Raw genomic sequence first — 16,799 nt, 5'->3', positions numbered from 1 at the left:
TAAACCAAGTGATTCAGACCGAAGGAAACGTAAAATCCATGCTGGATTGGTATGTAGATGCAGAAACAGTCGGTTGAAGCATTTACAGGTTGGCGATAATAATAAGCGCGCCAATGATAATGATTAGTCCACCGACGCTGGCTGCTGTCCAGATAATGGCTTTCCGGTTGACCTCTTCTTTCTTTTGCTGCAAAGTAGGTGGTTTTCGTTTGGGAGCCATGGGCTGTTCCTCCTTCATGGAATAAGGCTATATCGATGTAGCCATGCTCCCATTGTAAAGAATTCAACTCGCCATTTCCAGTAGGCGGGTGGATTTCTTGTGAGCATTTTGCATCATACGATTCCTGTTGCTTGAGGGGGATGCAAAATGCTTCTGTCTATGCTCAAACTACTTTCCTTTTGAAGAAGAAACGGATAGACTTGTGTATAGAGTGTTTTTTTACATATGAAAAAAACGGAAAGCAGTTTTTCAGCGTACCGGACCAGAACGGAGTGAGTGATTTGTTATACAGAAGTCTTGCTAAACCCTTGTTGTTCAAAATGGACCCTGAGCAGGCCCATCATCTAATTATCGGCGGTCTCAGCGGAATGGGGAGCATACGCCCGGTTCCTTCCGGTCTGCGTGTCATGTATGGTGTACGTGAAACATCGGATCTGGCTGTGGACATGTTTGGATGTCATTTCCCTACACCTGTAGGACTTGCGGCTGGTTTGGACAAAAACGGACAGGCTGTAACGGGCTTTTCTTCCATCGGGTTTGGCTTCATGGAAGTGGGCACAGTCACACCGCTCGCACAGCCAGGTAACGACCAGCCACGGTTATTCCGCCTGCCTCCGGATGAGGCATTGGTAAACCGGATGGGCTTCAATAACCTCGGAGCCGAAGCGATGGCGGGTGAATTGGCACGCCTCACGGAGCGCCGAATTCCAGTGGCTGTAAATATAGCTAAAAATAAGGCAACACCGAATGAAGAAGCGCATTTGGATTATGCCAAATGCATTCGGGCGCTGTACGATTATGCCGACCTGTTTGTGGTGAATATCAGTTCACCAAATACACCGGATTTGCGTAATCTGCAACATGGGAATGAACTGAAGGAATTGCTTGCCGCTGTCATGAATGAGATGGAGACGCAGCGCAAGAGAGCGGGCGGTTCCGTTAAATCGGTGCTGGTCAAAATTGCACCTGATGTGAATGACCAGGAGCTTGAATATATGGTGAGTACCATTGCTGATAGTGGAGTTGCCGGAATCATCGCAACGAATACAACGATCAGCCGTGAAGGTCTGTCCCATCAGCATGCCAAAGAGACTGGTGGACTAAGTGGCAAGCCGCTGCGTGATCGTTCCACGGAAATCATTCGCCAGATCTATCGCCAGACAGAAGGCAAACTGCCTATCATCGGATCGGGGGGCATTTTCACAAGCGAAGATGCTTACGAAAAGATTAAAGCAGGGGCCAGCCTGGTGGAAATATATACGGCATTGATCTATGAAGGACCTGAAGTGAATCGGCGCATTCATGCCGGACTGCGTGAATTGCTGCGCAAAGACGGTTACAGTCATATTTCGGAAGCTGTCGGTGCAGAGCATCGTTAAGCAATGTTTCGGAGTTCCCCGGATTGAAAATTAGAAGCGTGGAAGAGGGTAATGTCGTACGGGACTCTTCCCCCCGCTTAACATCATGTATAATGGATAAGAACAGGGGAAGCTATAGAGACAGGAGGCATAAGCATGGACGGTAGAGACTGGGGTACATTTTTACTTCCTTATGAACAAGCGGTAGAGGAATTGAAGGTTAAGTTTAAAACGATGCGGGCGGAGCTTAAGAAAAGGGAAGAATACGCCCCGATCGAATTCGTTACCGGTCGTGTCAAAAAAATATCCAGCATTCTGGAGAAATCCAGACGCCTGAATGTGCCGCTTGATCAGGTGGAAACAGGCATTGAGGATATTGCAGGTATCCGCATTATGTGCCAGTTTGTGGATGATATTCGGCGGGTAGCCGAGTATATTCGTGGTCGCAAGGATTTGACGGTATTAATCGAGAAAGATTATATCACCAATTTCAAAGAGAGCGGCTACCGCAGTTTCCATATGATTATCGAATATCCTGTTCAGACGGCTCTGGGACAGAAGAATGTGCTGGCCGAGATTCAGATTCGGACGCTGGCGATGAACTTCTGGGCCACGATCGAGCACTCCCTGAGTTACAAGTTCCGGGAGAGTCTGCCGGATGATATGCGCGCCAGATTGAAAAAGACGGCTGAAGCCGCTTTTGTACTCGATAATGAGATGTCGGCGATCCGTTTGCAAATTCTGGAGGCGCAAAAGGCCTTTGAGGATGACTCCAATATCGTATCAAGAACGCTGAACATCATACATCAATTGTATTTCTACCACCTCGTGAACGAAGCGATAGAGGCACAAAAGCGCTTCAATGACTGCTGGGAGCGTCATGATATGGAAGGGTTGAAAGACCTGCTGGATGATGTGAAAGCACTTCTGAACGCGGCCAGAAAGGGCGAAAACCCGGATGAGCAGCTATGAGCCGCTGTATGTTGATTATCTAATCTACTTCAACCGTGATCAGGACTACTTTGAATGCCATGAGGTACTGGAAGAGCTGTGGCTTGAACGGGATCGGGATTCCATGTATAAAGGGTTGCTGCAGATTGCAGTGGGGCTGTATCATTTCAGGAATAATAACCTTCGCGGAGGACGCATGATGTTACAGAGTTCGGTAGATCTGTTAAAGTCATATCCGGAAACTGCGCGAGGCATTGCGCTTGGGCCGTTGGTGCAGGAAGTACAGGAGCTGGTTCATGGACTTTCCGGTCCTGAGCCGCAGAATTTTCCTTACAGAGACTTGCATATTCAGATTCTGGATGAGGTACTTATGCAGGAGGTTCGAGAACGAGCTCTTGAACTGAAGCCTAATATTCCCCAACGGCGAAGCCCTACACGTGGACGAATCTATGAAGAGAAGATGAAGGAAATGCAGCAGGAGCAGAGCTTGGAGAGCGAGTGAGCTGGTAATGGAAAGTCATCATTCACTTCATTCATTAACATATTGTCTGACATATGATCTATAAAAAAACACCCCGACCGTTCCTCTAGAGGAATTGGCCGGGGTGTTCGATATTAAAGGATATTATTAAAGTTAGGAATGTTCCAGAGCATGTCCATGCAAAGGACAAAAACATCCAAGCGGGTCCATCGCATCCACGAAGGGATATGCGTTTAGCTTGCCGATGGAGTGGCACTGCCTTTATATTTCTCGAAAAATTGCTTGTAGTCATCCAGCGTATAACCGTTGTCACTGCCATTTTCCTGCAGCCCGCCAACCATACGGTCTTTCTCAACACCATCCTGATAGTATACCAGAGTTGGTGTGTACTCAATGTTATAATCGGTCCAACCGGAATCGAATTCGCGCAGATTGAACTGAGGCAGTTGAATACCTTCTTCATCGACCAGTGGCATCAACTGAGGTGTTGTCGCACGGCAGTGTGAGCAGTCGGAAGCAAAGAAATAGACAAAGAAGCTGTCTTTGTTATCAATTCTGGCTTTCAGATCAGCTGGTAAAATAATCTGTTGGTAGTTCGGATCGTCCAGCAGTTCGCGTGTTGCGGGATTAAGCTTGGAGGCGGCGATGCCATAAGCATTCCCCACGGCGTCCATTTGTTTCTTGGATTGCTGGTTCACCAGGACAAGTGCTGCAATCAATACGACGAAAATACCCAGGAAAATAAGGATCGCAGCGCTTTTCTTTTTCTTCTTGGATTTCATTAAGACATCCCCCATCGATCATATCGAAATATAGTTTTGGCAAAAAATACAGGATGGGATAATATGCATAAACACCCGAATTTTTGCACATCCATCAATCTACTTGCCATTATACTACATTACACGCTGTAGTGGAATATATATGATGCATGAAGCAATAGGAAAGCCATGCCCGGATATGATAACATAGGACTAGTTGCAATTTTAACAAGACAGGATGAGTGGGATTATGGCTGTACAGCTGCCTTCGATATTTGCCGAGCGAATGAAAAGCTTGTTAGGCGATGAATTTGAACAATTTATGAAATCTTATGAGCAGTCGCCACATGCGGGGCTGAGAGTGAATACGTTAAAAATATCGCTGGAGCAATTCAAGGAAATTGCTCCATTTGATATGCGACCCATTCCGTGGTGCGGAACGGGTTTTTATGTGCCTCACGGGGTTAAGCCGGGGTTACATCCTTATTATCATGCGGGTCTGTATTATATCCAGGAGCCAAGCGCCATGGCCCCGGTTGAATTATTGAATGTGAAGCCCGGGGAACGTGTGCTGGATCTGTGTGCTGCTCCTGGCGGGAAAACAACCCAGATCGCAGCCAAGCTTCAGGGGAAAGGTGTACTGGTTACGAATGATATCCATGCGGAACGTACGAAAGCACTCGCCAAAAACGTGGAATTGTATGGAGTACGTAATGCTGTTGTATTAAATGAATCACCGGAACGGATTGCGAATGCATTTCCTCATTATTTTGACAAAGTGTTAATCGATGCGCCTTGCTCTGGTGAGGGCATGTTCCGCAAAGATGAGGACATGGTGAAATCCTGGGAAAATCATTCGGTGGAAAAATGTGTGCTGATGCAGCGCGATATTCTGGAGACTGCGGCCAAGCTGCTTGCTCCAGGGGGAACCATCGTATATTCCACATGTACGTTTGCGCCGGAGGAAAATGAAGCGATGATAGCGGAATTTCTGAACATCAATCCTGATTTTGTGGTGAATGACATCCCGGAAAGTGCTGGATTTGCTCCAGGACGACCGGAATGGGTGCGTCAGATGTTGCCCGAAAAAGCAGAAGAGACGGAATCTGTGCTGGAGCAAACGCGCGGCACCGCGAGGTTGTGGCCTCACCTGTTGGAAGGGGAAGGTCATTATGTTGCTGTATTGCAGCATCGTGCTGCATCACTTGCAGAAGAAGACGGAAGTCAAGAACAGGGTAGCGGATCACAGAATGGACAGGCAGTGAGCGCAAACTTCTCGGAACCAACTGAATTGGTAGATCCATTCATCCGTGCATCTGCACCAATCAGTAAAGAAGAGCGGAAACGGGAACGTTTAATGAGAACCGAATCCAGAGAGAGCAATGACAGGCATACCCGTGGTGGCAAAGCTCAAGGAAAACAGGGCAAAGGAAACGATCGTGGTGGTCGCAAAAACGAACGGAGTCAGGGACGAGGAGCCGATCAGGCGAGTGTTGATCCAGGAACGGTGTATGCTCAATTTGTACAAGATAATCTGAGAATCGAGCTTGCTGGAGAAACAGTGTTTTACGGTGATCGCGTGTATCAATCTTCTGTGGGTGCTGCTCGTCTGGAAGGGCTCAAGGTTATTCGGCCAGGGTGGTTTATGGGTACCGTGAAGAATGGGCGATTTGTGCCCTCCCATCCGCTTGCATGTGCTTTGAATGCAGCTGAAGCCCAGAGATCCGTTAATTTATCTTCGGCAGACGGTGAAGCGGTAAGGTATCTCAAAGGAGAGACGTTGAACATCGAAGAAGTGCGAGTTGAACGCCAAGCAGATACCGCTGCTAAAGGTTATGTGTTGGTGTGTGTGGACGGATATGCGGCTGGCTGGGGGAAATGGCTGGATGGTGTACTGAAAAATGAATATCCGGCAGGCTGGAGGTGGACATCGGTATGAGCGGAAAAGGCAAACAAACGCTGCGTCTGGATAAAATATTGAGTCATATGGGTGTGGGGTCTCGAAGTGAGCTCAAAAAGATGGTGAAGCAGGGTAGAATCCGTGTGGACGGAAAACCAGTGAAAGATAGCGGTGTACAGGTTAATCCGGACGTAAACGTTATTGAAGCCGATGGAGAGCGGATTGTGTATCGGGAAATGATCTACCTGATGCTGCACAAACCACCTGGCGTGGTGTCGGCAACCGAAGATAATCGGGATAAAACGGTGATTGATCTGCTACGTAAAGAGGAGCGTGTCTTCGATCCGTTCCCTGTGGGACGACTGGACAAAGATACCGAGGGCCTGCTCATTCTAACGAATGATGGGCCACTTGCCCATGATCTGTTATCCCCGCGTAAACATGTGCCCAAGACGTATGAAGCCCGTGTGCTGGGAAACGTTGACGAAGAAGATATTGAAAAATTCAAAGCCGGCATTCAGCTGGATGATGGATATGAGACGTTGCCTGCGGAACTGACTGTGCTGGATCGTGAGGACACGGAAGAGGGCGTGTTTTCTTCCATTTCATTGATCATTCATGAGGGCAAGTTTCACCAGGTGAAAAGGATGTTCCAGGCTGTAGGCAAACGCGTAGTTTATTTGAAACGTGTTGCCATGGGTGATCTGGAGCTGGATGCCAATCTGGAAATTGGCAGTTATCGCGAACTAACCGCAGACGAGTTAGATCGTCTGCGGAAGTAACAGCTCTCGTCCTTCGCAGAGCGGAGCAGGGAGTCTGGGCAGGATGCGAAACCCTGCCCACCGCACCAAAGGTGCAACAGCTCCCGTCCTTCGCGAAGCGGAGCAGGGAGTCTGGGCAGGATGCGAAGCCCTGCCCACCGCACCAAAGGTGCAGCAGCTCCCGTCCTTCGCGAAGCGGAGCAGGGAGTCTGGGCAGGATGCGAAGCCCTGCCCACCGCACCAAAGGTGCAACAGCTCCCGTCCTTCGCGAAGCGGAGCAGGGAGCCCGGGCAGGGGGCGAAGCCCTGCACGTAATGGTCCCGCTTTAGCTTGGGCGGGACCGCCGCTGTCAAGCGGCAGACCCGGCAACCAAGCGCTCCCACACCGACCGTCACATAGCAAGATCCTACCTGCCGCCGGTAAACGAGACGGGAGTCCAGAGGGCAGGGCCCTCTGGGGCCCTCCCTCGGAAGGGAGGGTTTGGGTGGGTGCGACTCTTTTACAGATAAGGAATGAAGACAATGACAATTAAATTAATCGCACTGGATGTCGATGGAACGCTGCTTAATGATCATCATGAACTTACCGAATTAACGCAAGAGACTTTAATTCGTGCTTCCCGTCAGGGCGCTGAGATTGTCCTGTGTTCAGGCAGAGGTCCTGCGAACACGATCCCGTTTATGGAGCAGATGGGCCTTGACGGGTATGTCATTACACATAATGGTGCAGTTACTGCTCAGGTCCAGACTCGTGAAGTCGTGCACCATTTTGCTATGGATGGACATGGACTGGAGCCGTTCATAACTTACTGCCGTACGCAAGGTGTGCATTTTGATATCAACACAGCGTTTGGACTCTATGTAGATCAGCCGGAAGGTTTGGAGCTGCAGGTACGTGAAATGTATCAAAACTTCATGGCAGAGCCATTAAAGCTGCCGCAATGGGCAGATATGACAGAGCCGCTTGCAAAATTCACTGCGTTTGGACCCATTGAGCAGATGAATGCGGTGCAGCAGGAGTGGTCGACCTGGAATCTTCCTTATTATATGACGCGCAGCGGTGATTTTTTCATTGATCTGATGCATCCCGAAGCCTCCAAAGGTGCAGCTCTAAAAAGACTGGCCGACGCCAAAGGAATCCTGCCTTCCGAGATCATGGCGGTAGGTAACTACTACAATGACATTACCATGTTGACCTTTGCGGGCAAAGGGGTTGCGATGGACAATTCCCCGGAGGAAGTCAAAGCTGCTGCGGATGAGGTTACACTTTCGAACAACGATCAGGGTGTGGCCCACGCTATCCAAAAACATGTGTTGTTGTCCGTCTAACGTACACGATTAAAATCTGATTAGACGCTGTATCTTATAAACTGTCGCTCTCAAGGGCAACCTAATAGAACAACGTTAGGAATTGAGGGGGACAGGTACATGGAACTAAAAGTAGAGCTGATTCCTGATCTTCGTACATCAGGTGGGGAAGTGCAGGATATTATGGTGGACGGTCAATACGTGGGTTCGCTGCTGCTGGTGTTCAGAGAAGGAGACCGGGTATCCGGCAGCCTTCAGATCGAGCAGGATTCGCTAATTGACGAGACAGAACATGATATTGTGGAGCAGGTGCACGAATATATTCGTTCTCTCGCGGATGCGGTAAGTGCTGCTGAATATGAAGTGCTTGTAAGCTGCGGTACATTGTATTCTGTGTTACAGAAAACAGAGTCTCCAATGGATGAGTTCATTCAGTCTTCACGGTCTGAAGATAAGTATAGTCACGATGGGAAAAGTGATCGGGCTGGTGTAAATGATGTACGCGTCATATCCGGCTCACAAGCCGAATCATTTACATATGAAGACCCGGAACATTTGCTGGAGATGGAGCTGGTAAGCGCCGGACGCAGCATATCAACCTATATATTTAATGACCCCAATGGACAGGAGCTGGCCGAAGCCTCTCTGAGACAATATGGTGCAGATGTACAGGGCGAGATCCATTGGTATGATGAACCGGCGGAGAGTTATCAGGATGCGGCTGCCGAGCTGCTGGTACGAGAGCTGGATGAAGAAGTTATCGATACGATTACGATCCGCATGTGGCATCAAGGGCAGGAGCTGGAATCGGCGGAATGGGTGCACCGGGATTTTGCGGATGAGGTTGAGTTAGAGTCCGAAGAAGATCTTGAAGAGATTGAAGCTGCTGAAGAAGCCTGCTACGTCATGCTGGTGCGCAAAGATCGGGAGTTTCGAGTATATGACTTGTTTCTTCAAGAACGCGGAGGGCTACCTGTAGGTACAGCAACGATCGATACCTCACAAGCGGATTTGTCAGGATATATGGATTATCAGGTTCCGGGCACAAGTGCTCAGCGAAAGAGTCTGGTTGAAGTTCTGATGCGGGAGCTGGACAAAGAGCTTGAATTTGATACATTACATCTCACGATGTTATATCGAAATCAAATGATTGATGAAGCGAAGATCGAAGGGTAAGAGGCACAGCCTCTTGCCTTTTTGTTTTCTTTTTGACGAACAAGCCATTTCCCGGTATAGTACCATTAGTTTAAGAGAGACCTGGAAGTGGAGGAGAATCATGAAGCACTCATTCAGTATCACATCAGACTACATTAATGACGAATTTAAGGCATTGCAGGCTCAGCCGGAAGACACGGAGAATGTGATGTCTCTGCTTATGGAAACAGCCGAATGGCTGCGGAGCCAGGGGTCTTCTCAATGGAATGCTTTGTTAAAAGGTGAGGATTCTCATCATACGGCGGAGGCGATTCAGCGTGGCGACGTATTTGTATTTAAGAAGGGCTCTGACGTTGCTGGCATGGTTATTTTGATGAGTATGCCAAGTGCATGGGATGTGCATTTGTGGGGAAGCAAAGCGCATGCCGGGGATGGTGCACTTTATCTGCACCGATTAGCCATTCGCAGAAAGTATGCCCAGAGTGGACTGGGACGGGCGATTCTGCAATGGTCCAGCAGTGGGATCCAGTTTGAGGATAAACATATCGTCCGATTGGATTGTGGAGCGGACAACGCAACATTGAACGCATTCTATACGCGTAACGGCTATACTTTTGTGGGAGAGACAGATGGCTTCAGTACGTATGAGAAGGCGGTCACACACCGGTCTGTATAACACTGTATCCAACATATCTAGTGCATTCAAAAAGCCGGGAGCTACCATTGCTCACCGGCTTTCATTTGCATGTGGACAAAGAGGTTGAACTTTCAAACCATACATCCGCTTCTTAGCCGAGCATCTCCTGAATATGTTGTATATACGTCTCCGGAGTGAGGGCTTACGCTCAAACAAGATGAAAAAGATGAACGTATAGTAAATAAAGGCAGCCAGAGAGCGGTTACTTCCGGTGAAGTTGACACAGTACCTAACAATATTCGTCATGTCGTCAGCGTCAGAACCAACATGGTACAATGGATATTGAAATGAATTCTATTATTCAGCTGTAAATGACCTAGTGATAAGGAATCTCATTTTGTACCTTTACTGAACATATGTTCTGATATATCATGATTGAAGATGTAATGAAAAGACTTATGCTAGAAAGGGGGAAACTAACGGTGAGATTGCTGCAGGCGCTTTTCTTTCCTCCGGAGCAGCCCGGAGGTGTATCCTCTATGATTCCGTATATGCAAGAGAGGTTTACAACCCCGAGGTGGGAGATGGATCTGTTCTCACTGCCTAAGCGAATTCGCAACAAGGGCAGAGAAGATATCCAGTTTGAGACGTTCGATTGGACGCAGTATCAGGATAGTCCTGTCGTGCAAAAATATATGCAAACCTACCGGGATTACTTGTGGTGGACCAAGCTGCGTATTCAGAAGCCTTACGATCTGATCCATGCCCATCACCCTATTGCGGGGCTTGCAATGAAGAAGGTTTTCCCGGATGTTCCTCTCATTCAAACGATCCACTCCAGTTATGAGCGAGAGCTGATTCTGAATGGACGCATTGAGCCGGATGGACCGGAGCATCAATTCTTGCTGGCCATCTATGGTGAGCTGGAGCACCAGGCAGAGCGGTTGTTAACGGTGTCGGATTCTTTCCGTCGTTATCTGGCGCCCTATGTGCAGCATCCCGATGTTATCGGTGTAATTCCGAACGGTTTTGATGAGAAACGGTTTAAACCCATTCCCCATGAGAATGCGATACCACAGCTGGTCACCGTATGCCGCCTGGTTCCGGCGAAAGGGCTGGATATTCTGTTCAAAGCCTGTGCCGAACTGAAAGCGCGGGGACATGACTATGTGCTTCATATTATTGGGGACGGACCGATCCGTCCGGACTTGGAAGAATTGGCCCAACGGCTGGGCATTTATAATGAGACTATTTTTTATGGTTACACGCTGCACCCCGAGGAATTCATGCCATTTTTTGATATCTTTGTGCTTCCTTCGCGGGCGGAGGCGTTCGGGTCTGTTTTTGCGGAGGCAGCGCTTAGCTGTCTTGCCCTTGTAGGTACAGATGTTGGCGGCATACCAGAGCAGATCGAAAACGGCAGTAATGGCTTGCTGGTGCCTTCAGAAGATCCATCTGCATTGGCAGAAGCGCTGGAGAAGGTGATGGTTGACCCGGCGTATCGTTATGAGCTTGCCCGTTCGGCATGTGAGAAGGCCAAAACCCATTACTCTTTGGGCAGATCAGTCAATGAACTGAAAAAAATGTATTTACAATTTCCGAGCCAGGTCTAGTTTCTGAAAAGGGAAAGAAGGAAGCCGCTGTGAGAACAGCGGCTTTTTTATGTTTAGGGAAATGATGTTTCGCAACAAAAGGATACGTTGTTATAGATGTTTTTTGCGTCCGCGAAAGCTTCCCCATCGATCCATTACTAATTTTGCACCCCAGACCAGTGCCAAACTGCCGAAAATGGGGTAAAGAATAGAGAGCAGGGAACTGAATCCAAACTGGCTGAGCGAATAACATAGCAGCATGATGGCCAGTATGATTAGTTTGGGATGTACGTGGACATGCTGTCTGAGTTGGAGGGTCATTCCATAAATATCGGCTACAAACGTACTGAAGATTTCCATGAAAATCAGAGATACATAGATAGACTGGACTACCCATCCAAGTTGAAAGGCAATGCTGCCCATCGGAATTTCAAATTGTGTGATGCCAGGCATCTGGGCCGACATGGCGAAGTGGGCTGCCATAAGCATGAATCCTACACCAATTCCGCCCAGAACGCCGCCCCATTTCAGTACCTTTCGGCTGCGAATCTGATTCCCCACCGGAACGAGTACAGCTTGGGCAAGAGCCAGGTTGAATGAAGCATACAACAGAGGAGATAACCAGACCCGTATTGGATTGCTGTCGGTGGTTAATGTAATAAATCGGTTTGCGCCGGGATGATTTATGGTGCTGATGATCATAAGCAGAGATAGCAGAAGCATCATGGGCACTACGATACTGTTCATTTGCAGAATGGCCTGAATGCCCCGTCCAAGCAGCAGATAAGTACCGATAAGGGTGACAATCAGTCCGGTCTGATAATGAAGTCCCAGATGCTCTACAAAGACCGACCCTGCTCCTGCCAGCATGACACTGTTTACTCCAATGAGGATCAGAAGGGTAACCCAGGTAATCCAGTTTCCTGCTTTATGGCCGAATAGATGTTTGTTGAGATCTTCGTATGAGCGCGAGCCGGTATCATGGGCAATCAGCATCATTTTTGTACCTAACCAGACAAAGAGCATGGTCGATAAGCCGATGGTAATGGTGGCCCATTTGCCATACTGGGTAAAAAACTGCAATATCTCCTGCCCTGTTGCAAAGCCGGCTCCAACTACCGTTCCAATGTATGTAAATGCGATCTGCAGCACCCGAAATGCCTGTTTCATGCGTTTCCCCTCTCAGGCCCCTGAATAGTTTGGACATGCGGGTGCCATGGTACAAGGTATGCTTGACCCGTCAAACTCATGACAATTGAAGTATGGCAAAGGGTCATTTAACATGCTCTGAACAAGAGCAAAGGCAATTTCGCTTGAACTGATAGCGGGATCTATGATACTTTTACGTCATAGGAACGGCTTGGGAGGTCAAATTATGGAAGTTTTGAAACAACGAATTTTACAAGAAGGCGTAGTCATGTCAGATCAGGTGCTGAAGCTGGATGGTCTGCTGAATCACCAGATTGATCCTGCATTGACGATGGAAATGGGAAGGGAATTTGCCGCTCGTTTTCGTGAAAGTGGTGTAACTCGGGTCATTACAGTGGAGTCTTCCGGGATTCCGGTCGCCTTTGCTGCTGCACATGAACTGGGTGTTCCGCTGGTATTTGCTCGTCGCAAAAAAACACTTTTGGCTGACCCCGATGCCTACTGTGAAAGAGTGCCTTCTTTTACCAAAGGGATTGTAACGGATATTATGGTGTCCCGTGAGTATATTCATGAGAATGACCGTATTTTGTTTATTGACGATATCATTGCCAATGGCGATGCTGCTCGTGGTGTCATCAAAATTATCGAACGTTCGGGTGCGGAACTGGTTGGATTCGGTGTCGTGGTCGAAAAATGTTTTCAGGCCGGAGCGCGCACCATTCGTGAGCAGGGCATTCCGGTTGAAGCGTTGGTGCGTATTCGTTCTTTGAACGATGGCACCGTGCAATTTGACGATAACGAATTGTGACTTTTTAAAGGAAAAAGTGCCTATTTTTATAACAATGCCTTTGCATGACCGCTGATTTCATTTATAATGGGGTTATGTTAGGGAGAGGAGGCAACACCATGGGTAACCAACCGGCAACAGAACAATTTTTTATTGATAAGCTGGCGGAATCGAAAGTACATTTTGAGCGTGCCCTGGATTGTAAACATACGGAATTCGATGACCTTTATCCCTATATGATTGAACATCCTCAATTTTTCTGGTACAAACGCTACGTTGCCTGGTCAGAATTGCTGACGATTGTAGGCTTGTGCGAAGAGTTGTCCTTCTCTTGGAAAGAACAATTTACACCGCATCAAGTGGAGTACCTTGAAGAACGTGTGATGTCCGCCAAAGTGCTTGATTTTTGGTTTGAGAAGAACGACAGCAAAGAGCACGCGCAGCGGTAACTTTCAGTCGGGACATACTTTCGAATGACATGACAGTCCAATACAGTCACGTGAGACCTAAATGACTTTTCATTTAGGTCTCTTTTTGTAAATAATTTTTTGGGAAAGTAGGCGCCATGAATATGATCAGTGATGCAGAATTGGATGCACTGCGTTTATCGGGTGAAAAAGTAAGGGTAGTACGGGACGAGATTCAGTCCAATGATGTGACAGGCATTGTGGTTGCCTGGGACGGGGAGCAGGTGCTCATTCGCCGTCAGAATCGTCGTGTGGTCAAGCTGGACCGGAATTATCAGTATCAGTTGTTCAGCGAGCCACGTAAGAGTCTGCTCGAAGAATAGGACGTGTGTTTTTAGGTTCATTTACCATGGGTGTTTTGGCATAATTGCACCTCTCGGGTGAAATGATAGGTACAGTGAGAGCTTGTAACATATCAGCCGAGAGGATGTGCGGTAACCATGACATTAATGAATGATAAGGTTCATGCCTATAAAGATCAGATTGGTGAATTAAGCGACGTGCTGCCAGCTGTGGTTAAGTCTTATCATGAGTTCACTGGAGAATGTTTTCAGGCAGGGGCGATTGATGCCAAGACCAAACAGCTGATAGCGCTGGGCATTGGTTTGTTTGCAAACAATGAGGTATGTACGTTTTACCATGTGGAAGAGGCGCGTGCCAAAGGAGCGACCGATCAGGAGATTATGGAGACGGTGGCTGTGGCTGGAGCCGTAGGCGGAGGCCATGCGTTGTCTCAAGGTGCAATGAGAGTACAGAAGGCTCTACATTAAGTATAGAAGTCTACAGCACAGCGGATTTGTAAACAAAAGTCCCAAAACAAAGAGGAGGTCCCGGATTCACCCGGAGCCTCCTCTTTGCGCTATTTCCAATCAAACTTATATTTTGCCCAGCATTTTGTTATACATAAACTGACCTGTTACCCGGCGTGCTGTTACATAACGATCATTGAAATATGGATTGGATAATTGGGTGATGCTGACACCCTTGCTGCTGGAAGCATGAGCGAACTGTCCGCCCCCGATATATACACCTGTATGAGAAATGCCATTGCCCATCGTATTAAAGAATACCAGGTCACCTGTCCGCAGATTAGCTTTGGATACCGGTGTTCCGGCCTTCGCTTGCTGCTGGGAAGTACGTGGTAATTCAATGCTATATTTGTTGAAAATATATCTCATAAATCCAGAGCAATCAAACCCGGCGAGTGTCGTGCCGCCCCATTTGTAAGGAATGCCTGTCATGTTGTTAACGACGGTGTTAATACTGCTTGCCTCTGTGCTTGCTGCACCGGATGTAAATAGAACTGCTGCTCCAAAAATAGAAATGATAAGCTTTTTCAAAATTGTTGTTCTCCCTTCGATGCCTACGGAGTTAGCTAAGGGTTCGGTAGAAGGTTCCCTATATTTCCTATGTATAAGAATAATTCACCCAAAATGGTTCCCCCGTTTTCAAACATGAAACTCGGCAAATGAATAATTAAGTTTTTGTAACCTTTTGAAACTATATTGCATAAATGCGAAAATGTCAAACCGATCTTGAACCCTTCTTATCATCTCAATGTTAACGGAATTATCGCTTTTTATGTAGAAATAACTCGAATGATGGGTTCTAATAAATGACAAAAAAGTAACTACTGTTTCAGAAGGAGAGAAATTGGACAATTTATTGGCTTTCTCACATCCAATTAGACGATAATTATAGGTTGTCCAAAGAATTTGTTACATGTTGTTGCAAATATTGACAAAATTCATCTTTTTGCATAGAATTCTTTTTGTACATTCCATTTATTGGATTAAAAGAAATAGTTTGATTATAAAACAAATATAAGGGGGATAGATTAGCAGGGGAACAGTTTGCAGAAAATGAATTGAGGAGTGTTTCTAATCTATGTTGAAGGCAAAAACAAGGTTTGCATCTTTGGTTATAGGCATGTACAATGGTTTTCTCCGTTGTCGGAATGGTATTTCAGCCTGCTGCTAAGGTCTCTGCTGCAGACGCCTCTGGAACGACAGCAAGTATCTCGGACATTTTGAAGAATCAACATCCAGACGGGGGATGGAAGAAGGATTACAAAGAAACAAGTGGTGAGTGGGCCAAATCTACGATTGATAACAAAGCTACATACTCAGAAATTAGAAGGTTAGCCAAGGAATTCAAAAAGACGAATGATCCGCGTTATTCGGCTGCTGCCATCAAAGGAATCAACTTTTTGCTGAATATGCAGTACTCCAATGGGGGTTGGCCACAGGTATACCAAAGCTCCGGTTATCACAAGCACATCACCTTCAACGACGATGCCATGATTAATGTCATGTACATGCTGGATGAAGTAGGTGCACGTAAAGGAGATTTCTCATTCATCGACAGCTCTCTTGCAGATCGTAGTAAAAAATCAGTTGCCAAAGGTGTAGAGGCTATTCTCAATACACAGGTTGTAGCGAACGGTAAACTGACTGCATGGGGGCAGCAGCATGATTCCAGTACCCTTAAACCTGCAGGCGCTAGGATTTATGAAGTGCCTTCTCTGAGTGCTGGAGAGAGCAGTACAATTGTGAAGTTTTTAAAAACTAGACCGGCTAACTCCAAAATTACTGCCTCCATCAAAGCGGCAGAAGCCTGGTTCAACAAAGTTAAAATTACTGGTTACAAGTATGTCAGAGAAAACGGAGACAGCCAACTCATTGCAGATTCAGGTGCAGCGCCAATTTGGGCACGTTTCTATGAAATTGGAACGGATAAACCAATCTTCGTAGGACGTGATGGGGTTGTGAAATACAAACTCAGCGATATCGATAAGGAAAGAAGAAGTGGGTATGCCTGGTACGGCAACTGGCCCTCCAAGATCTAATTTATAAAATGCTTTACACATGAGAAGAGGATAATTTTTTGTTGACACTAATTACCTGCACATGATATAGTATTTATTGTCGCCGCGATATAATTTCTCGGAGATAAGATATACGCGGTCGTGGCGGAATTGGCAGACGCGCACGGTTCAGGTCCGTGTGGGCTAACCCCCGTGGAGGTTCGAGTCCTCTCGACCGCATCATGTGCAACACGAAGAAAGGTTCCTAGAATGGCATTGCTGCCACTCTAGGAACCTTTTTTATCTGTTTACGGATCAGAGCGGTTGCTCATCCTGAATGTTTTTTCAACTATTCCTTCAACTTGAGCAAAGAAGAAGTTGATCTTTGTTTATTTATCCAAAAATGGAAAAGTGTTCGTTATGTGACGGTTTGCCCCTGTATTTCAGGTTTAATGTACGTAAAATAC

The 16,799-nt window shown here is 47.1% G+C and carries 18 protein-coding genes, 1 tRNA gene and 1 riboswitch; of the genes, 15 read left to right on the top strand and 4 right to left on the bottom strand.

The features are described from left to right. Positions 1-82: 82 nt before the first annotated feature. Positions 83-220 carry a hypothetical protein gene (locus tag HW560_RS27915; RefSeq protein WP_167434889.1) on the bottom strand — a complete coding sequence of 46 codons (138 nt, stop codon included), beginning with the start codon at positions 218-220 and terminating at the stop codon, positions 83-85. Positions 221-501: 281 nt separating this feature from the next. On the opposite strand from HW560_RS27915, the gene HW560_RS27910 reads away from it, so the two are divergent. From HW560_RS27910 to HW560_RS27900, 3 genes are all read left to right on the top strand, one after another. Beyond that, positions 502-1,599, top strand: coding sequence for a quinone-dependent dihydroorotate dehydrogenase (locus tag HW560_RS27910; RefSeq protein WP_179265239.1), 1,098 nt, complete (start codon positions 502-504; stop codon positions 1,597-1,599). A gap of 135 nt (positions 1,600-1,734) precedes the next feature. After that, positions 1,735-2,550, top strand: coding sequence for a GTP diphosphokinase (locus HW560_RS27905; RefSeq protein WP_053783647.1), 816 nt, complete (start codon positions 1,735-1,737; stop codon positions 2,548-2,550). Next, positions 2,537-3,031, top strand: a complete 495-nt coding sequence (locus HW560_RS27900) for a DUF309 domain-containing protein (RefSeq protein WP_179265238.1) — start codon at positions 2,537-2,539, stop codon at positions 3,029-3,031. Before HW560_RS27905 ends, HW560_RS27900 begins: the two co-directional genes overlap by 14 nt. 212 nt (positions 3,032-3,243) lie before the next feature. On the opposite strand, the gene HW560_RS27895 is transcribed toward HW560_RS27900, so the two are convergent. Further along, the gene (locus HW560_RS27895) at positions 3,244-3,792 is read right to left on the bottom strand and encodes a thioredoxin family protein (RefSeq protein WP_179265237.1); all 549 of its coding nucleotides are present in this window, start codon (positions 3,790-3,792) and stop codon (positions 3,244-3,246) included. A gap of 229 nt (positions 3,793-4,021) precedes the next feature. Here HW560_RS27895 and HW560_RS27890 point away from each other — a divergent pair, with 229 nt between their 5' ends. From HW560_RS27890 to HW560_RS27865, 6 genes are all read left to right on the top strand, one after another. After that, positions 4,022-5,710 carry an RsmB/NOP family class I SAM-dependent RNA methyltransferase gene (locus HW560_RS27890; RefSeq protein WP_179265236.1) on the top strand — a complete coding sequence of 563 codons (1,689 nt, stop codon included), beginning with the start codon at positions 4,022-4,024 and terminating at the stop codon, positions 5,708-5,710. Continuing rightward, positions 5,707-6,453 carry a pseudouridine synthase gene (locus HW560_RS27885; protein WP_179265235.1) on the top strand — a complete coding sequence of 249 codons (747 nt, stop codon included), beginning with the start codon at positions 5,707-5,709 and terminating at the stop codon, positions 6,451-6,453. The genes HW560_RS27890 and HW560_RS27885 overlap by 4 nt, the downstream gene beginning before the upstream one ends. A gap of 500 nt (positions 6,454-6,953) precedes the next feature. Continuing rightward, a complete protein-coding gene (locus HW560_RS27880) occupies positions 6,954-7,760 on the top strand; it encodes a Cof-type HAD-IIB family hydrolase (RefSeq protein ID WP_179265234.1) in 807 nt (268 codons plus the stop codon). A 99-nt stretch (positions 7,761-7,859) separates the two neighbouring features. Continuing rightward, on the top strand, positions 7,860-8,915 hold the full coding sequence (locus HW560_RS27875; RefSeq protein WP_090895644.1) for a hypothetical protein: 1,056 nt from the start codon (positions 7,860-7,862) through the stop codon (positions 8,913-8,915). A 100-nt stretch (positions 8,916-9,015) separates the two neighbouring features. Further along, positions 9,016-9,570 carry a GNAT family N-acetyltransferase gene (locus tag HW560_RS27870; RefSeq protein WP_090895647.1) on the top strand — a complete coding sequence of 185 codons (555 nt, stop codon included), beginning with the start codon at positions 9,016-9,018 and terminating at the stop codon, positions 9,568-9,570. A 443-nt stretch (positions 9,571-10,013) separates the two neighbouring features. Continuing rightward, on the top strand, positions 10,014-11,144 hold the full coding sequence (locus HW560_RS27865) for a glycosyltransferase family 4 protein (protein ID WP_090895650.1): 1,131 nt from the start codon (positions 10,014-10,016) through the stop codon (positions 11,142-11,144). Positions 11,145-11,234: 90 nt separating this feature from the next. Here the strand turns inward: HW560_RS27865 and HW560_RS27860 are convergent, their stop codons facing one another. Continuing rightward, positions 11,235-12,293 (bottom strand): YkvI family membrane protein, encoded by a 1,059-nt coding sequence (locus tag HW560_RS27860; RefSeq protein WP_090895652.1) that lies wholly within the window; start codon positions 12,291-12,293, stop codon positions 11,235-11,237. A gap of 205 nt (positions 12,294-12,498) precedes the next feature. On the opposite strand from HW560_RS27860, the gene HW560_RS27855 reads away from it, so the two are divergent. The 4 genes from HW560_RS27855 to HW560_RS27840 all read left to right on the top strand — a co-directional run bounded on the left by HW560_RS27855 (position 12,499) and on the right by HW560_RS27840 (position 14,296). After that, complete coding sequence (locus HW560_RS27855) at positions 12,499-13,080, top strand: xanthine phosphoribosyltransferase (protein WP_063564778.1); 582 nt, start codon at positions 12,499-12,501, stop codon at positions 13,078-13,080. Positions 13,081-13,178: 98 nt separating this feature from the next. Continuing rightward, positions 13,179-13,508: a hypothetical protein gene (locus tag HW560_RS27850; RefSeq protein WP_024629266.1), complete on the top strand. Its 330-nt coding sequence runs from the start codon at positions 13,179-13,181 to the stop codon at positions 13,506-13,508. Positions 13,509-13,630: 122 nt separating this feature from the next. Continuing rightward, the gene (locus HW560_RS27845; RefSeq protein WP_179265932.1) at positions 13,631-13,849 is read left to right on the top strand and encodes a hypothetical protein; all 219 of its coding nucleotides are present in this window, start codon (positions 13,631-13,633) and stop codon (positions 13,847-13,849) included. A gap of 117 nt (positions 13,850-13,966) precedes the next feature. After that, a complete protein-coding gene (locus tag HW560_RS27840; RefSeq protein WP_062322073.1) occupies positions 13,967-14,296 on the top strand; it encodes a carboxymuconolactone decarboxylase family protein in 330 nt (109 codons plus the stop codon). A 105-nt stretch (positions 14,297-14,401) separates the two neighbouring features. On the opposite strand, the gene HW560_RS27835 is transcribed toward HW560_RS27840, so the two are convergent. Beyond that, positions 14,402-14,866, bottom strand: coding sequence for a C40 family peptidase (locus HW560_RS27835; protein ID WP_090895654.1), 465 nt, complete (start codon positions 14,864-14,866; stop codon positions 14,402-14,404). Positions 14,867-14,871: 5 nt separating this feature from the next. Continuing rightward, positions 14,872-15,003: riboswitch (cyclic di-AMP (ydaO/yuaA leader) on the bottom strand. 459 nt (positions 15,004-15,462) lie between these two features. On the opposite strand from HW560_RS27835, the gene pelA reads away from it, so the two are divergent. Both pelA and HW560_RS27825 read left to right on the top strand, forming a co-directional pair. Further along, the gene (gene pelA / locus HW560_RS27830; RefSeq protein WP_179265233.1) at positions 15,463-16,374 is read left to right on the top strand and encodes a pectate lyase; all 912 of its coding nucleotides are present in this window, start codon (positions 15,463-15,465) and stop codon (positions 16,372-16,374) included. 114 nt (positions 16,375-16,488) lie between these two features. After that, positions 16,489-16,572 (top strand) — tRNA-Leu (locus tag HW560_RS27825). The last annotated feature ends 227 nt before the right edge of the window (positions 16,573-16,799 follow it).

Origin of the sequence: Paenibacillus sp. E222 (genome assembly GCF_013401555.1) — a bacterium.
Lineage (GTDB): Bacteria > Bacillota > Bacilli > Paenibacillales > Paenibacillaceae > Paenibacillus.
Note: the sequence above shows the minus strand (reverse complement) of the source record. Positions and strands in the feature narration are given on the sequence as shown.

What these genes read in the sequence shown, in the direction of transcription:
- HW560_RS27915 (WP_167434889.1), bottom strand. Translation starts at nt 220, where the DNA reads ATGGCTCCCAAACGAAAACCACCTACTTTGCAGCAAAAGAAAGAAGAG.
- pelA (WP_179265233.1), top strand. Translation starts at nt 15,463, where the DNA reads ATGGTTTTCTCCGTTGTCGGAATGGTATTTCAGCCTGCTGCTAAGGTC.
- HW560_RS27895 (WP_179265237.1), bottom strand. Translation starts at nt 3,792, where the DNA reads ATGAAATCCAAGAAGAAAAAGAAAAGCGCTGCGATCCTTATTTTCCTG.
- HW560_RS27875 (WP_090895644.1), top strand. Translation starts at nt 7,860, where the DNA reads ATGGAACTAAAAGTAGAGCTGATTCCTGATCTTCGTACATCAGGTGGG.
- HW560_RS27900 (WP_179265238.1), top strand. Translation starts at nt 2,537, where the DNA reads ATGAGCAGCTATGAGCCGCTGTATGTTGATTATCTAATCTACTTCAAC.
- HW560_RS27845 (WP_179265932.1), top strand. Translation starts at nt 13,631, where the DNA reads ATGATCAGTGATGCAGAATTGGATGCACTGCGTTTATCGGGTGAAAAA.
- HW560_RS27885 (WP_179265235.1), top strand. Translation starts at nt 5,707, where the DNA reads ATGAGCGGAAAAGGCAAACAAACGCTGCGTCTGGATAAAATATTGAGT.
- HW560_RS27855 (WP_063564778.1), top strand. Translation starts at nt 12,499, where the DNA reads ATGGAAGTTTTGAAACAACGAATTTTACAAGAAGGCGTAGTCATGTCA.
- HW560_RS27880 (WP_179265234.1), top strand. Translation starts at nt 6,954, where the DNA reads ATGACAATTAAATTAATCGCACTGGATGTCGATGGAACGCTGCTTAAT.
- HW560_RS27890 (WP_179265236.1), top strand. Translation starts at nt 4,022, where the DNA reads ATGGCTGTACAGCTGCCTTCGATATTTGCCGAGCGAATGAAAAGCTTG.
- HW560_RS27905 (WP_053783647.1), top strand. Translation starts at nt 1,735, where the DNA reads ATGGACGGTAGAGACTGGGGTACATTTTTACTTCCTTATGAACAAGCG.
- HW560_RS27860 (WP_090895652.1), bottom strand. Translation starts at nt 12,293, where the DNA reads ATGAAACAGGCATTTCGGGTGCTGCAGATCGCATTTACATACATTGGA.
- HW560_RS27850 (WP_024629266.1), top strand. Translation starts at nt 13,179, where the DNA reads ATGGGTAACCAACCGGCAACAGAACAATTTTTTATTGATAAGCTGGCG.
- HW560_RS27870 (WP_090895647.1), top strand. Translation starts at nt 9,016, where the DNA reads ATGAAGCACTCATTCAGTATCACATCAGACTACATTAATGACGAATTT.
- HW560_RS27840 (WP_062322073.1), top strand. Translation starts at nt 13,967, where the DNA reads ATGACATTAATGAATGATAAGGTTCATGCCTATAAAGATCAGATTGGT.